We start from the raw sequence: 19,919 nt of genomic DNA, 5'->3' as shown, positions 1-19,919 counted from the left end.
CTTGGAAGCTTTCGGTCCGTAGAGTATCTCTAATTTGAGATAACCGTCACTGAAGACGACGATTTTCATGGGCTTTTTATTATGATTTGGTGGTATGCTTTTTGACTTCTGGCAAGATTTTCGTTGCGATTAGTTCAATGTTTTTCGCAATTTTATCAAAAGGTACACCGCCGAAATCGATTTGCGCCATGAAGCGTTGTTGTCCGTACATTTCGTATTGGTAAAGCATTTTTTCGATGATGACGTCAGGGCTGCCTACCATTAATGCATCACGATAATCGACAGACTGTGCAAACTGTTGCTTCGGGTAGCCACCGCCACGCAATGCGATAAAACCACCATTTAGATGCGGATAGAACTCGCGAAGCGCATCCGAAGTTTTGTCGGCTGTATAAAACAAACTCGTTGTGGCTACTGGCAGAGTCGCTGGGTCAAAACCATTTTGCTTCGCAGCCTCTCGGTAAGCATCGACGGAGCCTTTGAAGTTGATGGCTGGACCTCCAAGTGTGGTCAGCATCATAGGCACGCCAGCTTGACCGGCTTTAATCGCACTTGCAGGTGGTCCCCCTACTGCACGCCAGATGGGCAGACGTCCTTGTAAAGGCTGCGGCAGGATCGTAGCGTTTTGTAGCGGTGCACGGAACTGCCCTTCCCACGTAACGCGATCCTCGTTATTTAGCTTGAGAAGAAGGTCCATTTTTTCTTCAAACAATTCCTCATAGTCGCGCACATCGTAGCCGAGGAGGCTATATGCTCCTACTCGGGAACCGCGTCCGGCGACAATTTCTGCCCGACCATTGGAGATCAGATCCAGGGTAGCAAAATCCTCATACACGCGGACAGGATCCGATGTGCTCAATACAGTGGCGGAGCTAGCGATTTTAATATTCTTCGTAGCTTGTGCGATCGCACCCAGAATGACGGTATGTGCTTGCGTCGTAAAATACGTCTGGTGGCTTTCGCCGACAGCGAATACATCAAGGCCTGCTTCATCTGCCAGCTTGCTTGCCTCGATTAATTCCTTGATGCGCTGTTCAGGAGAAATCTTGGAGCCTGTGTGTGGATTCGGGACATGGTCGCCAATCGAATATAAGCCGAATTCAAGTCCCTTTTTGGCGTCGATACGATATTGTTCCATGTTGATTCACTCCTTTTAGTCTATCGGTGTCAATTTCGCTTCAATTTCTGCACGGCGTTCTTCGAGGAATGGAGGTAAGTCCAAAGCTTTTCCGAGCTCCTCGACGGTTGAATCTGCTGTGAAGCCAGGACCGTCTGTTGCAATTTCGAACAAAATGCCGTTTGACTCACGGAAATACAAGCTTTTGAAGTAGAAGCGATCCACGATCCCTGTTGAGCGGAAACCGAGTTTTCGAACGGCGTCATCCCAGTATTGCAGCTCGTCATCGTTGCTCACACGAATCGCCAAGTGATGAATGCTTCCTCGACCGGGTTTTTCAGGTGAGCCGTCTTCCTGCTTAATGACAATTTCTCCAAAGGATTTCCCTGGGACGGATTGATAAATGGCTTCTTGTTCTGAGCGTGATACTTCGGTATAACCGAATGTGTCTGTTAACAAACTGGCTAATTTGTCCAAGGAGCGGACAGTAATCTCAACCGTGCCGATTCCCAAGATGCGATGCTTTTCTTCGACCACGGATTCGTCCCATGGAGCCCAATTCGATGGAACTCCTTCGCCGTTGTTATTGATCAGGATCATTCGCAGGCCTTCTGGGTCTTCAAAATGTAAGGCATCGCGGCCAGCGTACTTGGTAATGGCGCCATGGTGAACATTTAGTTGCTCGAAGCGCTTTTTCCAAAAGGTCAAGCTCTCCAGTGACGGAACGAGCAGTCCGATTCGAGTGATCGCGTTCGTACCGCGTACGGTTTTTCCTACCATTGGCATTTCAAAAAACGACAACTCTGTTCCGGCACTGCCTGTCAAATCTCCATAAAACAGGTGATACATCGAAGGATCGTCTTGGTTGACGGTTTTCTTCACTCTGCGCAGTCCCAATACGTTTTGGTAAAAGTGATTATTCGATGGAGCATGTTTGGTTAACATAGATACATGGTGATGGCCTGGAATAGTGTGCATGGTAGTTCCTCCTCGTTTAACTTGACTAATCAAGTGATGGTGTAAAAAAATTACTCAGGCGGTAATTCCTTTTTTTGGCTATGCCTATGGACGCGTGTCATTAGGGTGTAAAGCGTTTTTTGTTCTTCTTCACTTAGTACCTCATCGAAGAATGACGACTGAAACGCTAGTTGTTCAGGAAAGGCTTGTTCCAGTACGGCTTCCCCTTTTTCGGTAAGGCTAATCGTTTTCGTTTTCCAATCCTGCTTGCGTACAATGTAGCCCTCTTTTTCAAGTCTTACGAGCATCCGAGAAATACCACCCTGTGTAACGGTTACCTTCTCAGCTAACTCCGACTGGGTGAGAGGCTGGTAGACACTTATTTGCATCAGGACGTCGAATTGCGCTGTTGTTAAGTCGAAGCGTTTGAGAAACTCATTTGACAGCTGGTTGCTTTGGGTGGTAAACCGCATCAAGCGTAACCAGATTAATGAGCCGATGGTGTTATTACGCATGTTAGTTTGCCTCCCTTCGCTGAGCTTATTATCACTTTACTACTCAATTGATAAAAAGGCAAGCGTTTACTAACTTCCTTCCACACCCATTTATTCTTCCAAGTATGATTTTATGTCGAATATTTGGTATTTATTTACAGTTTAAAGCGTGATATTTTGTAACTGTATACAAATTATTCAATTAACTCGAATGAAAGGGTGATCTATTTTCTTGTAATTCATGCATTTTCAAATGTTAGCTAAAACTTTAATTGATCTACGGAGGGATAGTATGAAAGGGCTGCTGCTTAAACTAAGATATTCCACAGCAATAGTGTTAGCTTTTGCTTTATTATTTAACACAGTATTACTATCAACAGCATCTGCAAATACACAAATTAATAAAATCCCCAAAATAGATAGCGAAGTTTTAAAGCAAATAACTAATAGTAAATACTTGGAAGATACAGGCGTTGACCTTAATTTAAGTGAAGACGAGTTGCGTTACTCAACTGAATTTGTATTTAACCATTTGGAATACATCGTATTTGCTTTACAGGAGGATCAAGAATATAGAGAGTTGTTTATGAATCAATCAACCATAAACGATGATCTAAAGGAAGAGTTAGAATCTGTATTAGAAATAAAGAGTGAAGAAAAGAAAAGTGAAAAATTATACTCACTGGTTGATCAGATTAGAGAAGATATCGAAGAAGAGTTTAACGCTAACGAGCTTTCTCCTACAATTTTGCCGAGTATCACCTCCGTTGTATTAAAATATGGTAGTGAAAACATAAATGACCCAAGAAGCGAAACGATTCAATATAGTTCGAGAGATAAGGTAGAAGCCCTCGCTCTTCCGTTACTTTGGCCAGTTGTGGCGCTCGCATTAAAGGGATTTGTAAAATCGAAATTCGGAAAAAAAATCATGCGTGAGATTTGGGATGAATTTGAAGATAGAGTTTGGGATGAAATTAGCAATGCTGCAGAGGCTGTATATGATGAGCATAAAGGAAAAATTGACTATTCTGGTCCCGAAAATTCTAATGGGAGAATAAAACAGGGAGAAGAAGTATTTACACTTTATGATGATAGAGGAGGAGATATATTTAGGTTTGATATTAGAAAAAGAGAACTACGGGGGAAAACGCATCTAGACTTCCACTACCATAAAAAGACGGATTCTGATCCTGATATGGAAGAACACTATGAGATATATACAATTACTCGGAATGGAACGTTGCCCAAGTGGGGTACGGATTAATAAGGTAATGCACACTATTTATGAAATAGGGGATCATTTATGGAGAAAAAATCAGGAGTATACTTTGGCAAAGAAATTGCCGTAAACAACTTGAGAGATATCCTATTTCACTATCATACTGAAGAAAATGCAGATTATGAAATTACCATTGATTGTAAAGAGTTCGATCCAAGAATTGAATTAGATACTGAAATAATTGGGTCTTATGTAAGAAAAGAAGACATAGAAGAATTGAATTTGAAATTAAAAGGGCTACCAGGGAACTTCCGTTGGTGCACATACAAACACTGGCATACGACAGCAGAAATCAATGAAGTAAAATATGAAGCATATGGGAAGGAAACGCTAGATGGTGAACGGTTGCTTATATTAGAAGATTATACAGGAGAGTTGAATGATCTCAGATTAAAAATATGCAATCTCCCTCAGCATTTACAGCATTTACAGTGGGTGACATTGAGGAAAAATATTGATGGAACATATCCAAATATGCAAGAAAATTTTAGATCCTGGATAAACGAGATGTTAAAACTTTAAACTGTTTGTAAGAATGTGCCGCTCCTTTATTAGGAGCGGCAGTATCTTTATCTATTGTTGTTTTCAACCGTCTTCTTCATCGTTTCAATTAATGCTTTCAAGAGGGGCAAATTCCGGTTCTTCATATGATAAGCCAAATACAAATCATTAAAAACAGTATAGGACGGGTACATGATCTTTACTTTGTTTCTGGATAAATGGTCTTCCAGCATGAACGTAGGCAACAGGCTGATGCCAGCGCCGTGCTCAATAGCCTTCAGTACACCATGCAAATCGGGTACGACGTGTGTCGGATGCGTTTGTGGGCGTTTTTGAAAATGCTCGCGCCAAAAACGGCGGATGATCGGCAAATCCAAATCATAGCTGATCCATGGCTGGGAGCATAACCATGATTCAAAAGACTCCTTGTCGTCAAACGTTGGTTCCCTGAAATCGGGAGGTGCCACCAAAGCGAATTCCTCTTGCATGTACGGAATATATTCGACGCCTGGCGCGGTAAGCTTTTGCGACATGACGATGAGGTCTACTTTTTCCTCCAGCAGGAATTCGAGTATCTTGGAAGCGACACCGAGATAGGCGATGACGCTCATTTGGAAGCTTCCGATGTGCGGAGCTAGCTTCTCCCGGAAAAACTCATGCGCCGACCCGATCCGAATCATGGGCAGAGCTGTGGCTGCGTTCGATTTGAGCGTTTGTGTGGTTTCTTCCAAAGCCTCGATGAGCGGAATCACCTGTGTATAGAGCGCTTTGCCTCTCTCGGTAGGAATCATTTTGCGGGGAGCTCGTGTAAATAATGGCTCCCCAACCTCTGCTTCCAGGGAGGCCAGGTGCTGGCTCATGGCTGGTTGTGTCATCATCCTCGTTCTGGCAGCTTCCGATACAGAGCTATGCTTATAGATGCTGATAAAGCTACGGTACCATTCAAAGTCCACCATGTTGGCTATCCTTTCTTACCTGTGACGTTTCTGGTGCTGCGCTCCCCATATCGTAAACAAAATTCCGATGACCGTCACGAGTGAAGCGACCCAAGGAACGGCAGAAAGACCTCCTGCAAAGTTAAAATCGATCACAACCCCCCCGATATAGGCACCAAGCGCATTTCCCAGATTGAAGGCCGCGATGTTCAGTGTCGAGGCGAGCGTAGGTGCTTCCTTGGCTGTGTTCAGCATGTGGAGCTGCAAGCCAGGAACCGTACCAAATGCAGCAATCCCCAAAAGGAATACGGTTATCAAGGTGAGGAGCTTATGTTGATCTGTAAAGCTGAACACGGCGAGAACGAGTGCCAGTGCGACAAGTATCCCGAGCAAGGAAGGAAATAGCTTGCGGTCTGCCAATTTTCCTCCGTAAATATTCCCGATCGTAATCCCTACGCCGAACAGGACGAGGATGTACGAAACAGAGCTGGGGGAAAAGCCCGTGATATCCACCAGGATTGGTGAAATGTACGTAAACGCAGTAAATACACCACCAAATCCGAATACGGTCATCAAAAGCGCGATATGAACCGCTGGGCGTTTGAGCACGCCGAGCTCTTGACGCAGACTAGATGTTGCACTGGTAACCTTCGGAACGAGCATAACGATTCCGATTAATGCAATGATCCCGATAATCGTGATCGCCCAGAAGGTAGAGCGCCAGCCGTACGCTTGTCCCAGAAATGTTCCAATCGGTACCCCCAAAATATTGGCCAGTGTCAGTCCTGTAAACATAATCGCGATGGCACCCGCGCGTTTTTCCTTGGGAACCAGCTCAGCGGCAATGACCGAACCCACACCGAAGAACGATCCGTGGGTAAGAGCAGCCAGGATGCGAGCCAACATCAAAATCGTATAGTTCGGTGCGAGAGCGGCTAGCGCATTTCCCGCGATAAATAAAATCATAAGAAATAGCAAAAGTGCTTTGCGCGGCATTCTGTGGGTTGCCATCGTAATGATGGGAGCGCCGATAGCGACACCTAATGCATATCCGGTAATCAGGAATCCAGCCATCGGGATAGAAACGTTCAGACTGGTGGCTACCTCCGAAAGCAGCCCCATAATGATGAACTCTGTCATCCCGATCGCAAATGCCCCAAGTGTCAGAGCGTACAAGGCGAGAGTTGATCCTTTGCGAGTGGCTTGTGCCTGTTCAGAGTGACGGGCCATATTTTCTGTTGCCATGGTAGTGAGTAGCCCTCCTTTCGTTTAAAGAAAAGGCTGATAGGTGTTTCATCTATCAGCCTCACGTGTATTATTCACCTAATTTGCTTATTACTGCTTCTGTGACAGCGAGTGTAGATTGGGGATTTTGTCCAGTAATCAGGTTGCCGTCGACTTCTACATGGGTGCCCCAGTTTGGTGCCGCCACAAAAATGGCACCGAGATCGCGGATTTTGCTCTCCAAAAGGAAAGGCAGATAGGAGCCTAAGCCCGTCGCTTCTTCTTCTCTGTCCGTGAAAGCATTCACGCGCTTGCCTGCGACCAGCGGCTGACCATTCGACAAGGTCGCACCCACGAGCCCGGCAGGACTGTGGCAAACAGCGGCTACGATTTTTCCTGCTTCATAAAAATCTCGCAGTAATTGCTGGAGCTTTTGGTTATCTGGCAGGTCAAACATCGTGCCATGACCACCAGGAAGGAAAATGGCCTCGAAGCCGTCTGCTGTTACATCATCCAGCTTTTTGGTGTTTTCCAGATACTTGGCGGCGTCCAAGATTTCTTGCGGTGTTTGGTCGTCCACGCTGCCAGGGTCAATCGGACCAACTCCGCCCAATGGACTTGCTACGGTTACTTCAAAGCCTTTGCTTTCAAAGGTCAGATAAGCCTCTGCAAACTCGGACAGCCAGATTCCTGTCTTTTTGCCTTCCTGCATGTCTGTATAATTGGTGACTACCATCAAGATTTGTTTTGCCATCTATATGGGGTACAGCCGAGCCAGATAAAGGTCCAAAATGCCTCGTCCATTGAGTCCAGTGTTCAACATTACAGAGGATGCCAAGAATGTTTCTTTCTTGTAATCGTTGAGTAATCGTAGATTCCAGCGCTTTTAGAGTTGGAGAACCTTCCTTTTTCGATATACGTTTGAGGGTAGGTTCCCCTTTTTCATTAATGATTACTTGACCATTATCCGGATAATCAGCTACGTAGGAAAGAAGGCTTAAAAATTGATCCTCCATTAACTTTCTGTGATTTTCTTCCATTCTCTAATGATACCATCATAATCCCGTCCTAATCGGGCGATAAGCTGTCATATGACAGTAAAAACGCATCATGGTGACATAATGGCATCTTGGCAGTATGACAATTACTTTGTAATACTCGGGGAGACAAATCGCTTCGCAACGAATGAATGAATAATACGATTCTTTAATCAAAAGGAGAAACGAAATGAACAAAATTTCTATGCTCACTGTATCGACAATGATTACCGCGACTCTATTACTGCCATTACAAGGAACTGGTTTTGCAAAGCAGGCGGATCCCCTCGTTACTACTTACAGTCAAGCTTCGCAGACCAAAGCCAAGCAACTTATCGATGAAGCTGCTAACCATCAAAATATACCGGGCATAATTGTAGCTTCCTCAAACAAAGGATCAAAATGGGCATATGCTTCCGGTGAAGCAAGCATTTACGGTACTGACCCGGTTAAGACGAACTTTACTTTCCGGATCGGTAGTCTAACAAAGACGTTTACTGCAATGGTCGTTCTTCAGCTTGTTGATGAACAAAAACTGAACCTGGATGACACGATAGAAAAATGGCTGCCTGATGTTGTTAAGGGTACTGAATATGAAGGGGATCATATCACGATTCGGCAACTATTAAACCAAACAAGCGGTATTCCTGACTATTCAGAACACAAGGATTTTCTCGATAAATTTCTCCCAAACCCGTTACATTCCTTTACTGCTGACGAATTAGTTCGTACTGGACTGAACATGAAGGCAATCTCTAAGCCTGGAGAGAAATGGGTTTATTCCAATACGAATACGGTACTGGCAGGGATGATTATTAAGAAGGCTACTGGAGAAACATACGGGGAACATATTAGGAAACGTTTCATAGCTCCCCTTAACCTAACGAGCACTTATGTACCCGACGACTACTCGTTTATTCCAGGTGAACATGCACGAGGATACTTCGTACTCGACGGTCAATTCATAGACAGAACCGAAATGAATCCCTCTTGGGCAGATGCTGCGGGATCTATGATCTCCACAGCGGATGATATGAATACATTCTTCAGTGCTATACTTAGTGGCAAGCTATTAAAACCAGCTACTTTAGATCAGATGTTAACTGGGGTTGAAACTCCAGCAGGTGAATACGGCTTGGGGATCGTTGGAACAAAGCTGACGAATGGTATTACGATTTGGGGGCATGGCGGCAACGTTCCAGGATTCGCAACTTTCACAGGTGGAACTCGCGGCGGGGATTATGTACAAACCCTTAATATCAATGCGATGCCTTCTGAAATTAATACGTTGACTCTTTCCAAAAGCATTGCCGAGCAACTCATTGGCTCTTCATCACATTAAGAACACCAGCAAGCTGGCACTGGAAATTTCCTATTCCGGTGCCAGCTTGCTGCCATCTCGGCCCCGACCGTTCCCTCTGCCCGCGACGGAATGCCCGAGATAAACAGTCTCAAACTATCTTATAAACAGTCTCAATTTACGTTATAACTCACACCTGCGAGAACACATGGGACATTTTCCTGATTGGATTACCGATGGATACGGGTGCAATCTTGGGCCAGCCCAAACATCCAAACATATGCGAAGTTTAGTTACACCCCAGATGCTCTCATTTTTAAACCGCCGACATGTAACTGCCCAGAAGATCGATGCAGCCATACGTGACATTCTGAATCAATAAACATTCCGCAGCCACATGAAGGAGCAATGTCAGTACCTATTTAATTGATGGGGTCATACTATATTGCCTCCTGTATTTTTTGATTGGGATACAGTTGCTATTCTAAGGTCGAGTTATCTATAAAACAAATTATGTTTTAATAGCATATCCATAAATAAATTTATAGATAATCATTGAATAGGAAAAAGGCTTATTGCTCTTGGATTTCCAAAAGCAAAAGCCTTCTATCATTTTTCCTTTTTAACTCAACGGCTAAATTCCTTTTCGAACATGGCTTTATTAGCGACGACAGGTTCTGGACCGACCGCATTGATGTTCGTCACCAAAATATCCTTCCCGCCTAAGGTACCACCCGCTAACGTTTCAAACCCATGTATGCCGCCTCCATGAGCCCAATAGGTCTTTCCGTTCGGCAGTGTCACCTCATAAAGTCCGAGTCCATATTTGCCAATAGGCGATTCCACACCTGTTGTCATCTGCTTCATCATCTCGTCACTTAATAGTTCCCCACTCAAAAGGGCACTAAAAAAGGTGGTCAAATCTTTCCCTGTCGAGATCAGTTCCCCCGCAGCATTCGCCCATGAAGGATTATACTCTGTGAAATCATACAGTTTACCTTCCTTATTCATGTTATAGCCTGTGGCATGCTGGCCCGGGATTTTTGGATTACTACCACTAAAGGAGGTATTTGTCATGTGGAGCGGGTCGAGGATCCGTTTCTTCATCTGCACATCGTATGTTTCTCCTGTCACCTTTTGAATAACAAGACCAGCTAGTACGGTATTTGTATTCGAATAGTCCCAGCCTGCCCCTGGTTGAAATACTGGCGGCTTAGCCAGTCCCATACGTACAAGGTCATCAACGGTATATTGAGGGAATGAGGTAGCGTACCGCATGTCTGTACTCGTATAGCTTGCAATCCCGCTCGTTTGGTTCAATAACATACGAATTGTGACTTTGTTGCCATCATACCCATTACCCTTTACTACACCTGGGAGCCATTTTTCTATCGAGTCTTCCAGATTTAGCTTTTTTTCCTGAGCCAACTGTAAGACAACGGTAGCAACAAACGCCTTTGTGACACTGCCAATACGGAAAGTAAAGTCTGGCTCCATCGGATTTTTATGATCGAGGTTGGCTACACCGGCTGCATAAGACCAGTATTCTCCGTCTCTTAACCCAGCAGCAATGATTCCAGGGACTCCCTCAACTTTTGCTTTCTGATCAATGAAGTCCTTCATTTCTTTCCCCTGTTTTTGAGCTGCTTGATCCGGGGTGGATGGTTTTTTTGTATGATCCGTTTCCTTTTGTTGCGTGATTGCTTGGTCCACACTTGCTTCCGCACAACCGTAAGTAGGAAGTATCAGCGTTCCTATCAATAATGCAGATAACGTAAGGGACGCTCCTTTTTGCATAGGGAATGGTTTCATTTCTCATCGCTCCTGTAAGTTGAATTGTGTTGTCTTTACACATCCACCTTATTCTCAGGGCTGTAAAATCACATAGTGACAATACCGTTCGATCTATGGATGACATCGTGTTAACTGATCATATTTACGGCATGATAGAATGTCATAAAGGCTATATGACACGGCGCATTTTGCTTGACGGATCGAGAATTGGTGAGGCATGATGAGTCAGAAACATTCGGGAAACCCCTTACCATTTAAATGAGCAGGAGTACATGAAAAATGTTATTCAACATAAAAAAATGGTTCTGGTACAATTGGGTGATTTTAGCCTTGCGAACGATTTGGCTAGGCATCATCGTCATCGCAGATATTATGTATCCGGAAATGATAGCCGTTCCGTTCGGAGTCATCATCCTTAGTGCCCTTTTGGTTTATGCCATTCCATTGATCGTTCAATCTAGAAAAAAAGATTGGTATCTGGCAGTCGAAGTCGTAATGACAGGCTTTTTTTATCTATTTATGGCCTTTGTAGCGCCTGGATTGACTTGGCCTTTCGTTTTACTAGTAATCATTATTGGTGTGGCCAGTAGTCGCCGAACGTATATGTGGACGGGAATCTCTAGTGGGATTATTTTTCCGGCTTTAAACGGGTTGATTACCAATCGTCTCCCGTACGAGTTCATGTTTAGTTGCAGCTTTGGTTTTGCGATGGGGATGGCGTTTAGCATATTAATTGAGTCTCATAAGCAAGGCCGTATCATTCATGAACAGAAGCAATTATTGGAGCAGCATATTAAGCAAATCGAGGAGCTGACACTGATCGAGGAACGTAATCGGTTGTCACATGAGTTGCATGACACGATTGGCCATTCGCTAACCTCTCTGATTGTTGGCGTTGAGTCGCTCCGATCCTCGGTTCCTGATTCACAGGTCGAACGAGTTGATAAACTTGTCTCCATAGCACAGGGTAGCCTGGATGATATCAGAAAGCATTTGCATCAGCTCTCTCATGCTCATGCTCGGTTCAACCAGTCGTTAAGTGAGGTGCTCCTGGAACTGACGGGAGAATTTATGAAGTCAACAGGTGTAACGGTCAACTTCCGTGTGATCGGCAGTGAGACGCTCGTTATGCAAAAAATGAGCATTTCTTTATATCGTTGCCTGCAAGAATTGCTTACAAATGCGGTTCGTCACGGCCAAGCAAGTGTGATAGCTGTTGATCTGTATTTCGAAAGTCAGCAACTCCGTTTACAAATCGAAGATAATGGCAACGGACTGGAATCCACCGAATTCGGCTTAGAACTAAAGGGAATAAAAGAACGGCTTGAGCAACAGCAAGGTACGCTGTCCGTTCATTCACAATCAGGGCAAGGAACCGTTGTCATTTGTAATGTTCCCATACAGGCAGAAGCTGGACAGGGAAGTATCCGCCTGCTTATTGTTGATGATCAGGTGATGATTGCCGACAGCTTACAGCAAATTTTAAGCCAGCAGGACAACTTTCTCGTTGTGGGTACAGCGAGTGATGGGCGAGAAGCATTAGAACAGTGTGAGCGACACCAGCCGGATATCGTGTTAATGGACGTGCACATGCAAGGGATGAACGGACTGGAGGCCATTCTTCAAATGAAAGAACGCTGGCCGAACATGAAGGTTGTGATCATGACAACGTTCGAGGATTCGATACAGGCAGCAACAGCATTGGAGCATGGGGCGGAAGGATATATGCTGAAGTCTACTCGTCCAAAAGAGATGATGGAAGCGCTGAAGCTCATCTATAGCGGGGGAACGTGGCTTGATCAGTCGATCGCCACGCGCGTATTCGAAGAGATGAAGCGCCAACGTGAGCAATTAGAGAAGTACAGCCCGAATGATCCGTATGGATTGACGAAACGGGAAAAGGAGATTTTACAGCTTTTATCGGATGGGCTTCGCTACAAATCGATTGCCACCAAACTATATTTATCGGAGGGAACGGTACGGAATTACTGTTCCACTCTTTACTCGAAGCTCGGTGTCAGCAACCGGGAAGAAGCAATTGAGCTGGCGAGAACCGAGAGTATCCTATAAATGACAAAAAGACGGGAGAAATCCCGTCTTTACTCTTCCGGCGTTCGATCCAGGAACAGCCGCGTTACCTTTGTGTAATCCCCCTTTTCCACTTCTGTTTCCGTCGCCTTTTCTTCCAAAGGATCATGACCGTACATGCTTGGCGCTACTGTGGGCTCGTGCTCGGCAGAACCTCGCTTTTTCTCCATGATTCACCACTCCTTTTGCCAGTAGGGTGTGATGGATGGCTTATTCTTATCCCCGATTGCAGCATATGACATTGGAAATGCTATTTCAAAAGTACCGATCTTCAAGATCCGGTGCTTTTTTTGATGACAAATTGTCATATGGGGTAGGGAGAAACCGTTGGTAACAGGGCGTCTGAACCTTATGACAAAACGTTACTTGTTGTACAGGCAGTGCCCGGGCCATACTTTGAGCATACAAAGTTGTTTGGAGGAAAAAGAAATGAACTTGACGGTCTTTTACAGAAGTAGCATCGTCGCGGTATCGATTTGTGGTCTACTCATAACAGGATGCACGAATACAGCTCCATTAACCGAGACGGACAGCGAACAACAACAAGGGAAGAAGGCAGAAAATCTAAGTCCAAAAGAATGGTTAGAGCTGAACTCTTTTCAATTGAATAGCGCTGAGCCTGGGACTGATCTTAAAGATATTGAACCGCTGCGCCAAATGATCGGTTCTGCTTCAATCGTAGGTTTAGGTGAGGCAAATCATGGAAGTCGTGAAATTTATACGATGAAACACCGGTTTGTTGAATTTCTCGTCATGGAAATGGGCTTTACCACCCTTGTATTAGAAGAAAACTGGGGCAACGCATTGAAACTTGATCATTACGTTCTCACAGGAGAAGGGAATCCGAGTAAATTCCTAATGCCTATATTTCAAACAAAAGAAATCGTAGACATGCTGGAATGGATGCGTGAGTACAATGCCGATCCCGAGAACGAAAGGAAACTGCGGGTGGTCGGAATGGATGTACAAAATGTCAGCGAAAATGTATACGATGAGATCAGACAGTATATAAAAAATATAAGCCTGACCTGCTGCCCCGTGTGAATAATAAAATGAAGGAACTTGCCGAAGTTACAAAGGACCTGGAAACCTATTCAGCTTTGCCAGTGGCCATTCAGAAAAAACATCAGGAGCAAGCGAAAGAAATCACGGAAATATTGGAACAAAACAAAAGCAGTCTGAACGGCCAATCCAAGGAGTTCGCAAGGATTAAGCAACACGCCAAGGTCATTGAGCAATTTACTGGCATGTATTTCAACTTCTCGGAGAATCCATCTGATTTATTTTTGAAGCATGATATCGCGATGTTTGAGAATGCGAAGTGGGCTCATGAACAGCTGGGAAAAACAATCGTATGGGGTCACAATGGGCACATCGCAAAGAACAATATGTTGCAAGAGGTATACCCGAAGCTCGCCGGTCAGTATTTACTGGAGCATTATGGAAAGGAATATGTAACGATTGGAACTTCATTCGGGAAAGGCGAATATAACGCGTTTAACATTGAAAATAAAATTGTTCCAGCTACCATTCAATCGAATGATCCAAAAACATTCAATCATACTCTGGATCAAGTCTCAAAGGATCAATACTTTGTTGATTTACGGAATGCTACAGGTCTCACCCAAAAATGGTTAGAGGAAGAACGGCCGTTTTTGATTGGATTCGGTTCTGCTGATCCAAGCAAACCAAACTCTATAACAACTTCGCTTGGGCAAGCATTTGATATTCTCATTCATATAGACACAGTGAGCGCTGGCGAGCTTGTTCGTTAAATAGCAGAAAGAAACCGGCATTTACCCAAGAGCACTGGGCAAAATGCCGGTTTTATTATACAAGAAACCCCATCAAGCGTTTAACATTGTCGGTGTTTTCGCGGGATGTCAGCGACTCCAGCAAGGTGAATGCCACATCAAAAGCGGTCGATGGATTGTACGAGGTGATGAGGTTGTTGTCGACCACGATGGATTGGTCTGGGATGACATTGGCGCCCATCGCAGCTAGTTGCTTTTGTCTCAATTGGTTGTTCAGGTTGTAGGTCGTTGCGTTTCGTCCTTGCAAAATCCCGCTTTTCCCGAGGGGCAGAGCACCCACGCAGATGGAGGCAATCACTTTGCCCTGCTTTTCAAATTCACGTATGAAAGCGAGAACGTCCTCGCGATAAGCATCTTCATAAAAGCCTGCATGCTCAAAACCGCCAGGCAGTGCCAGCGCATCGAAGTCATTTACATCCGCATCGTCGATCACCATTTCGGGAATCACAGTAAAATTCCACGTGCATTTCAACTCCTTGCGCGTTCCCACCGTCACCAGCTCCGTTGTCCCGTCGCCCTCTTCCTTGTTCCAGCCGATTACGTCTGTAAATACGCTAGCCTCTACTGCCTCAAAGCCATTCGGTAATAACAAGCACACTTTTTTCATCGAAAATCAGCTCCTCTGTTCGAATCGTTCAAGCCGTACCGGTACTTACCAAGAATCATATGCTATCATTAGTTATTAGTAAAAATGAAAGTTCTGAAGATGATCTTCAGGATTTCTAATAATAAAACATGTGGGCAAGGGGGAGCGAGGATGGAGATTCGCCAGTTTCAAACCTTCAAGGCAGTCGTCGATTTCAACAGCTTTACGAAGGCGGCACAAGCGCTGCAATATTCACAAGCGACGATTACATCCCATATTCAACAGCTGGAGGAAGGAATGGGTGTCCCTCTGTTTGATCGACTGGGAAAGAAAATTCAGCTAACCGCCTATGGCCGCGAGCTGTACACGTATGTGGAGGAGCTGCTGGTTTCCTATGCCAAGATCAAGGATATATCAGCGAATGAGCAATCGTTGCAAGGCGAGTTACGCATCGGAGCATCGGAGACGATTACGATCTATCGGCTGGGTGACATTTTGTCCAGGTATAGAGCGAGCTACCCGGGTGTGAATATTTCGTTTGTAATGGACGACTGCAGTCGCCTGCGGGAAAAGCTGCATGATGGTCTATTGGATATCGTGATCACGCTGGAGCCAAAGCTCGATGATCCGAATCTGGTCGTGGAGCCGTTCTCTACGGAACGTTTGGTTTTTATCGGAGGGCGCGATCATTCGTTTGAAAAAATAGAGGATGCTGGCGAGGAATGTATGATTTTCAGCGGGGAGCATTGTGCTCTGCGGCGGTTTTTTCAACGCTTCTTGGAAAAAAGAGAGATCAAGCCGAAGCATCACCTGGAGTTCTCCAGTATGGAAGCGATCAAGCAGAGCGTGGCGAACGGGCTAGGTGTGAGCTTGATGCCGTATATTAGCGTCGAGGCCTTGTTGAATGAACAAAAAGTGAAAATGATAGCGTGCGAGGAAGAGCTGTTGTTCTATGCGCAAATTGCCTACCATAAAAACAAGTGGCTCTCACGGGCGCATAAAAAGTTTATTGATTTCATGCTGGAAAGTCGGGATATAGAGTAGAGAGGCAAGTAACCAGCCTGGCTTTATTCCTCAGCAATGGCTTATAGAGGTTTCAGTTGGAAGATGCTGCTTTGCTTGACAAAATAAATTTACATTTGTAAAATTTACTTCGTTATTTGTATTTACATTTGTAAATCAAAATTGCCTAGTGATTGGAGGTGAAGACAATGTCCAATATTCCGAGAATATCCGATTCTGAGTGGGAAATTATGAAGGTGATTTGGAAGCAAAATCCGAGTACCGCTGAGCAAATCGCTGTTCAACTGCCGACTGATATCGAATGGAGCGATCAGACGGTCCGTACTTTTCTGAACAGACTGTTGAAAAAAAAGGCGATCAGGTTTGAGCGGTCGGGAAGAAGCTACCTGTACTACCCGCTGGTTTCCGAAAAAGATTGTGTCAAAGCGGAAAGCAAATCGTTTTTAAACCGAGTGTTTGGCGGAGCCTCAAAGCTGATGGTAACCAACTTTTTGGAAGAGGTGGATTGGTCCAAGAAGGAGATTGAGCAACTACAGAAGATACTGGAAGAAAAAAAGGAAGAAAAACGATAGCAGCTACATAGATTGCAACCTCCCAGAGTCCATCGTTAGAGGTAAACAAACATGGAGATCCTATGCAACATTTTTTTATGGTTTTTCTATTCTACACTAGCGGCGAGTACCGTTGCCCTGCTAGTGATGACCATTCAAAAATTGTTTCATCATCATTTGAGTGCACGCCTTCAGCATGCGCTGTGGCTCATTGTGTTGGTCAGACTGCTTTTCCCTGATTTACCCAACAGCTCTGCAAGTATATTTAATATTGCTTTACACATAAAAAATGCCGTTTCGATCATTCATTTGGATGAATACCACTCATCAAATGAAATCTCTCGAAACAGCGAAGAGAAAAAAATACAACAAAATGATCTTAACATGGCAACTGAAAAAAATCATGCCATGCCTGAAACGTTATCAGTGCAGGAAGGAGCGCAACCACTCCTCTCCTTTTCCGATCAATATCCGTTAGTCTTGCCAATCATATCGACAATATGGTTTGGTGGGACAGTTACGTTTATCACCTATTTGTGCTCCTATCTTTTGAGGATGAGAAAGCGAGCAAAAAGGCTCACTCCTGTAACAGACCCACGGATCTTGTCAGTCTTGGAAGAATGTCAAAGGAAATTCGACATCAAAAAGCCAGTCCCGCTATATACAGGTGACTATGCAAAAAGCCCTTGTATTTTCGGATTGATTCATCCGTGGATATTTATTCCTGAGGCGGTCGTAAAAGAGCTGACCTCCACTCAGCTGCTGCATATTTTTTCGCACGAGCTGGCCCATTTGAAAAGAAAAGATACGTGGTGGAATGCGCTCAGTTCCTTTGTCCTGGCGATTCACTGGATGAACCCGATTGTTTGGATAAGTATAAAGAGAATGAAAGCCGACAGGGAGATCGCATGCGACGCCTACGTGCTGGATGTTCTCGGAGAAAATGAAGCTACTCCTTATGGATTGACGATGATTGATTTTTTGAAGCTGTTTGCGTCCAAATCCGCACACCCCCAGCTGCTGTATTTCGGGAGAACAACCAACCAAAATGAAATGGTAAGGAGAATCACCATGATAAAAGCATTTAAAAAGGGTTCGTATAAATTTTCTGCGCTCGCGATTGTCTGCATGATCGGTCTGGGTGCAGCGACGTTAACCAACGCTGCCACGTCGGATCCGGCAAGCAGTTCTGACAGTGCTGCACAAACGGGAGGAGACCAAATTCTCTTTGATTCCTCTCACCGAGTCTATAACAATTTGGAGAAAGCGGTTAAGGTATCTCCTACTGCGTTTAAAGTGCCCGATTTGCCAGAGTTAAAGCTTAAAGCAGTTCGTCTAGATTTAACGGGTAAAAAGTTTTCCGGGGTGGCAATGGACTTTAGAAGGGATGCAATGACTTATTTTGATGTCGTGGTTATCCCAAGTGGAGTTGAGCATAACGACATCATATGGACTCAGAGACAATCCTCAGAAATCAAGAAGGAAACCCTGAACCTGAATGGATTGAAAATCCTAAAACTAACGGATAATGAAGATTCGTTCTCGCGGTCTGTATATTTCTGGGAGGAACAAGGCCTTCAGTATAAGCTTGATGGTCCTGCATCTAATTCACAGCAAGAAATGCTAAACGTGATTTCTTCCATGAAATTCCCGGATAAAAACATGTTAAAACGATACAAAACGGATGACCTGTTCAAAACGCCTGTCTATGACACAGAGGATTTGCGCTACGCTCAAGATTCGCTCGGATTTGCTCCTAAGCTGCCATTGCAACTGCTTGGGACATTTAAAGCGATAGGTGCCGATGTATACTACAGAGATACGGACCATACATCAAAGGGGTTCTTCGTACGTTATGAAAGAACCAATAAGCAAGCAAAATTTAAAGAAAGCTTCTATCTTGATCAAGATAAGGACACCAGCATGTTTCAAGCGATCAAAAAGAACGGCAGTGCTACTTTCGAGAGAATCGATGGTCAAACATTCAACGTGAAAGCAAATCGTCTGCAACTAGAGGGGAAGGAAGTATTTAAAACAGAAAAATATAAAATAGATGAAGCATTGAGTTCACCAGACGAGCACGACAATATCAGTTATTTTTGGGTAGAGAATGATTTGTGCTACAAGGTAACGTTTATTGAAGACATTCCACAGCAACAAGATATTGTCGCTGAGTTAATAAAAGCACAATCGGTGGATGAAAAAAATTAGAAAGTAAGAAAAAAGGGAGTTGTACGGATTTTTCGTGCAATTCCCTTTTGATGTAAAATCGGCAAAACGTTTTCATTGCATGACCGTTTGGATAAATTTCTGAAAAGTACATAACTTAATTGACATTCGTTTTTCTTCAATGCTAAGATCGAAATGAAAGTAAACGAAAGGTAAACAGAAACAAAACGAAACGATACAATTTAAGATCGTAAGGAAGTGAAGTCATATGCTGGCAGCCGAACGGCACAGCAAAATCCTCGAACAATTGAAGGCAGAACAGAGCGTAACCGTCAGCCAATTGAGTCTGGCGCTGGATGTGTCGGAAGTAACGATCCGAAAAGATTTGATCAAGCTCGAAAACGATGGTCTGTTGACGCGCATTCACGGAGGTGCGACGATTACGAATTTCTTGCCATTGGAGCGCAGTTTTACAGAGAAGCTGGAAGAGAGAAGCGAAGAGAAGCAAGCAATTGCCCATCAGGCGCTATCGCACATACAGCCGGGGGACACGGTTATTCTCGGGGCAGGGACCACGATGATGGAGCTCGCCAAGCTGCTGCGCGGCTTGAATGAGCTGACGGTCGTGACGAATGCGGTCAACATCGCAATGGAGCTGAACAGTCAAGGTAAGCATCACGTCATCTTGATCGGTGGAGAGATGCGCCACAAATCCTTTGCTCTCGTTGGTTCTGTCGCAGCGGACAATTTGCGAGGACTTTCTGTCTTCAAATGCTTTATCGGAGCAGATGGAATTCATCCGGAAAATGGGCTAACAACGCTCAATCTGGCCGAAGCGCAAATTAACCAAGTCATGATGGAACGCGCCAGAAAAGTCTACGTGCTGGCTGACCACAGCAAGTTCGGAGAGACGCATTTGGCGAAGTTCGCCGGGGTGTCCGATGTCGATCGGATTATTACGGATGCGGCGGCACAGCATCTTGTCAGTAAGTATGCGGAGCTGGGCATCAACCTGGAGCTGGCGAGCTTGCAGGGCGTAACCAGGTAAAC

16 protein-coding genes and 4 pseudogenes are annotated in these 19,919 nt (G+C 44.6%); 10 read left to right on the top strand and 10 right to left on the bottom strand.

What is annotated here, in order from left to right; translation table 11 throughout:
- Positions 1-79 precede the first annotated feature (79 nt).
- The 3 genes from HPY31_RS07170 to HPY31_RS07160 are packed head-to-tail and all read right to left on the bottom strand — an operon-like array spanning position 80 to position 2,589.
- A complete protein-coding gene (locus tag HPY31_RS07170) occupies positions 80-1,138 on the bottom strand; it encodes an LLM class flavin-dependent oxidoreductase (protein WP_087348596.1) in 1,059 nt (352 codons plus the stop codon).
- A gap of 15 nt (positions 1,139-1,153) precedes the next feature.
- The gene (locus tag HPY31_RS07165; RefSeq protein ID WP_172139661.1) at positions 1,154-2,095 is read right to left on the bottom strand and encodes a ring-cleaving dioxygenase; all 942 of its coding nucleotides are present in this window, start codon (positions 2,093-2,095) and stop codon (positions 1,154-1,156) included.
- A gap of 50 nt (positions 2,096-2,145) precedes the next feature.
- The gene (locus HPY31_RS07160; protein WP_016739464.1) at positions 2,146-2,589 is read right to left on the bottom strand and encodes a MarR family winged helix-turn-helix transcriptional regulator; all 444 of its coding nucleotides are present in this window, start codon (positions 2,587-2,589) and stop codon (positions 2,146-2,148) included.
- Between the two features lie 220 nt (positions 2,590-2,809).
- Between HPY31_RS07160 and HPY31_RS07155 the strand changes: the two genes are divergently transcribed.
- Together HPY31_RS07155 and HPY31_RS07150 are read left to right on the top strand one after the other, a co-directional pair.
- A complete protein-coding gene (locus tag HPY31_RS07155; protein WP_172139659.1) occupies positions 2,810-3,832 on the top strand; it encodes a YpjP family protein in 1,023 nt (340 codons plus the stop codon).
- Between the two features lie 39 nt (positions 3,833-3,871).
- Positions 3,872-4,369, top strand: a complete 498-nt coding sequence (locus tag HPY31_RS07150; RefSeq protein WP_172139657.1) for a hypothetical protein — start codon at positions 3,872-3,874, stop codon at positions 4,367-4,369.
- 47 nt (positions 4,370-4,416) lie between these two features.
- Here HPY31_RS07150 and HPY31_RS07145 read toward each other — a convergent pair whose 3' ends face one another.
- The 4 genes and pseudogenes from HPY31_RS07145 to HPY31_RS29275 all read right to left on the bottom strand — a co-directional run.
- Complete coding sequence (locus HPY31_RS07145; RefSeq protein ID WP_172139655.1) at positions 4,417-5,304, bottom strand: LysR family transcriptional regulator; 888 nt, start codon at positions 5,302-5,304, stop codon at positions 4,417-4,419.
- A gap of 15 nt (positions 5,305-5,319) precedes the next feature.
- Positions 5,320-6,528 (bottom strand): MFS transporter, encoded by a 1,209-nt coding sequence (locus HPY31_RS07140; RefSeq protein ID WP_172139653.1) that lies wholly within the window; start codon positions 6,526-6,528, stop codon positions 5,320-5,322.
- Between the two features lie 70 nt (positions 6,529-6,598).
- A complete protein-coding gene (locus HPY31_RS07135; RefSeq protein ID WP_172139643.1) occupies positions 6,599-7,261 on the bottom strand; it encodes a type 1 glutamine amidotransferase domain-containing protein in 663 nt (220 codons plus the stop codon).
- 16 nt (positions 7,262-7,277) lie between these two features.
- Positions 7,278-7,484, bottom strand: a pseudogene (locus HPY31_RS29275) (hypothetical protein); the annotation flags it as partial.
- 250 nt (positions 7,485-7,734) lie between these two features.
- Between HPY31_RS29275 and HPY31_RS07130 the strand changes: the two are divergent.
- On the top strand, positions 7,735-8,886 hold the full coding sequence (locus HPY31_RS07130; protein WP_172139641.1) for a serine hydrolase domain-containing protein: 1,152 nt from the start codon (positions 7,735-7,737) through the stop codon (positions 8,884-8,886).
- 199 nt (positions 8,887-9,085) lie between these two features.
- Positions 9,086-9,220 (top strand): annotated as a pseudogene (locus HPY31_RS29160) (Tn3 family transposase); the annotation flags it as partial.
- A gap of 251 nt (positions 9,221-9,471) precedes the next feature.
- On the opposite strand, the pseudogene HPY31_RS07120 reads toward HPY31_RS29160, so the two are convergent.
- A pseudogene (locus HPY31_RS07120) lies at positions 9,472-10,512 on the bottom strand (serine hydrolase domain-containing protein); the annotation flags it as partial.
- A 405-nt stretch (positions 10,513-10,917) separates the two neighbouring features.
- On the opposite strand from HPY31_RS07120, the gene HPY31_RS07115 reads away from it, so the two are divergent.
- The gene (locus tag HPY31_RS07115) at positions 10,918-12,708 is read left to right on the top strand and encodes a helix-turn-helix transcriptional regulator (protein WP_172139635.1); all 1,791 of its coding nucleotides are present in this window, start codon (positions 10,918-10,920) and stop codon (positions 12,706-12,708) included.
- A 29-nt stretch (positions 12,709-12,737) separates the two neighbouring features.
- Here the strand turns inward: HPY31_RS07115 and HPY31_RS07110 are convergent, their stop codons facing one another.
- The gene (locus HPY31_RS07110; protein WP_016739470.1) at positions 12,738-12,896 is read right to left on the bottom strand and encodes a hypothetical protein; all 159 of its coding nucleotides are present in this window, start codon (positions 12,894-12,896) and stop codon (positions 12,738-12,740) included.
- A gap of 181 nt (positions 12,897-13,077) precedes the next feature.
- Here HPY31_RS07110 and HPY31_RS29155 point away from each other — a divergent pair.
- Positions 13,078-14,501, top strand: a pseudogene (locus HPY31_RS29155) (erythromycin esterase family protein).
- 55 nt (positions 14,502-14,556) lie between these two features.
- Here HPY31_RS29155 and HPY31_RS07100 read toward each other — a convergent pair.
- Positions 14,557-15,147 carry a DJ-1/PfpI family protein gene (locus tag HPY31_RS07100; RefSeq protein ID WP_172139633.1) on the bottom strand — a complete coding sequence of 197 codons (591 nt, stop codon included), beginning with the start codon at positions 15,145-15,147 and terminating at the stop codon, positions 14,557-14,559.
- A gap of 150 nt (positions 15,148-15,297) precedes the next feature.
- Here HPY31_RS07100 and HPY31_RS07095 point away from each other — a divergent pair, with 150 nt between their 5' ends.
- From HPY31_RS07095 to HPY31_RS07080, 4 genes are all read left to right on the top strand, one after another.
- Positions 15,298-16,170, top strand: a complete 873-nt coding sequence (locus HPY31_RS07095; RefSeq protein WP_172139632.1) for a LysR family transcriptional regulator — start codon at positions 15,298-15,300, stop codon at positions 16,168-16,170.
- 167 nt (positions 16,171-16,337) lie between these two features.
- Entirely contained in the window at positions 16,338-16,721 is a 384-nt protein-coding gene (locus HPY31_RS07090; protein WP_172139630.1) for a BlaI/MecI/CopY family transcriptional regulator, read from the top strand.
- Positions 16,722-16,772: 51 nt separating this feature from the next.
- Positions 16,773-18,911, top strand: a complete 2,139-nt coding sequence (locus tag HPY31_RS07085) for a M56 family metallopeptidase (protein WP_172139628.1) — start codon at positions 16,773-16,775, stop codon at positions 18,909-18,911.
- Between the two features lie 226 nt (positions 18,912-19,137).
- Positions 19,138-19,917 (top strand): DeoR/GlpR family DNA-binding transcription regulator, encoded by a 780-nt coding sequence (locus HPY31_RS07080; protein WP_172139626.1) that lies wholly within the window; start codon positions 19,138-19,140, stop codon positions 19,915-19,917.
- Positions 19,918-19,919: the final 2 nt, after the last annotated feature.

Origin of the sequence: Brevibacillus sp. HB1.3 (genome assembly GCF_013186635.1) — a bacterium.
In the GTDB taxonomy this organism is placed as follows: domain Bacteria; phylum Bacillota; class Bacilli; order Brevibacillales; family Brevibacillaceae; genus Brevibacillus; species Brevibacillus brevis_D.
This window is presented reverse-complemented; position numbering and strand designations above follow the sequence as displayed.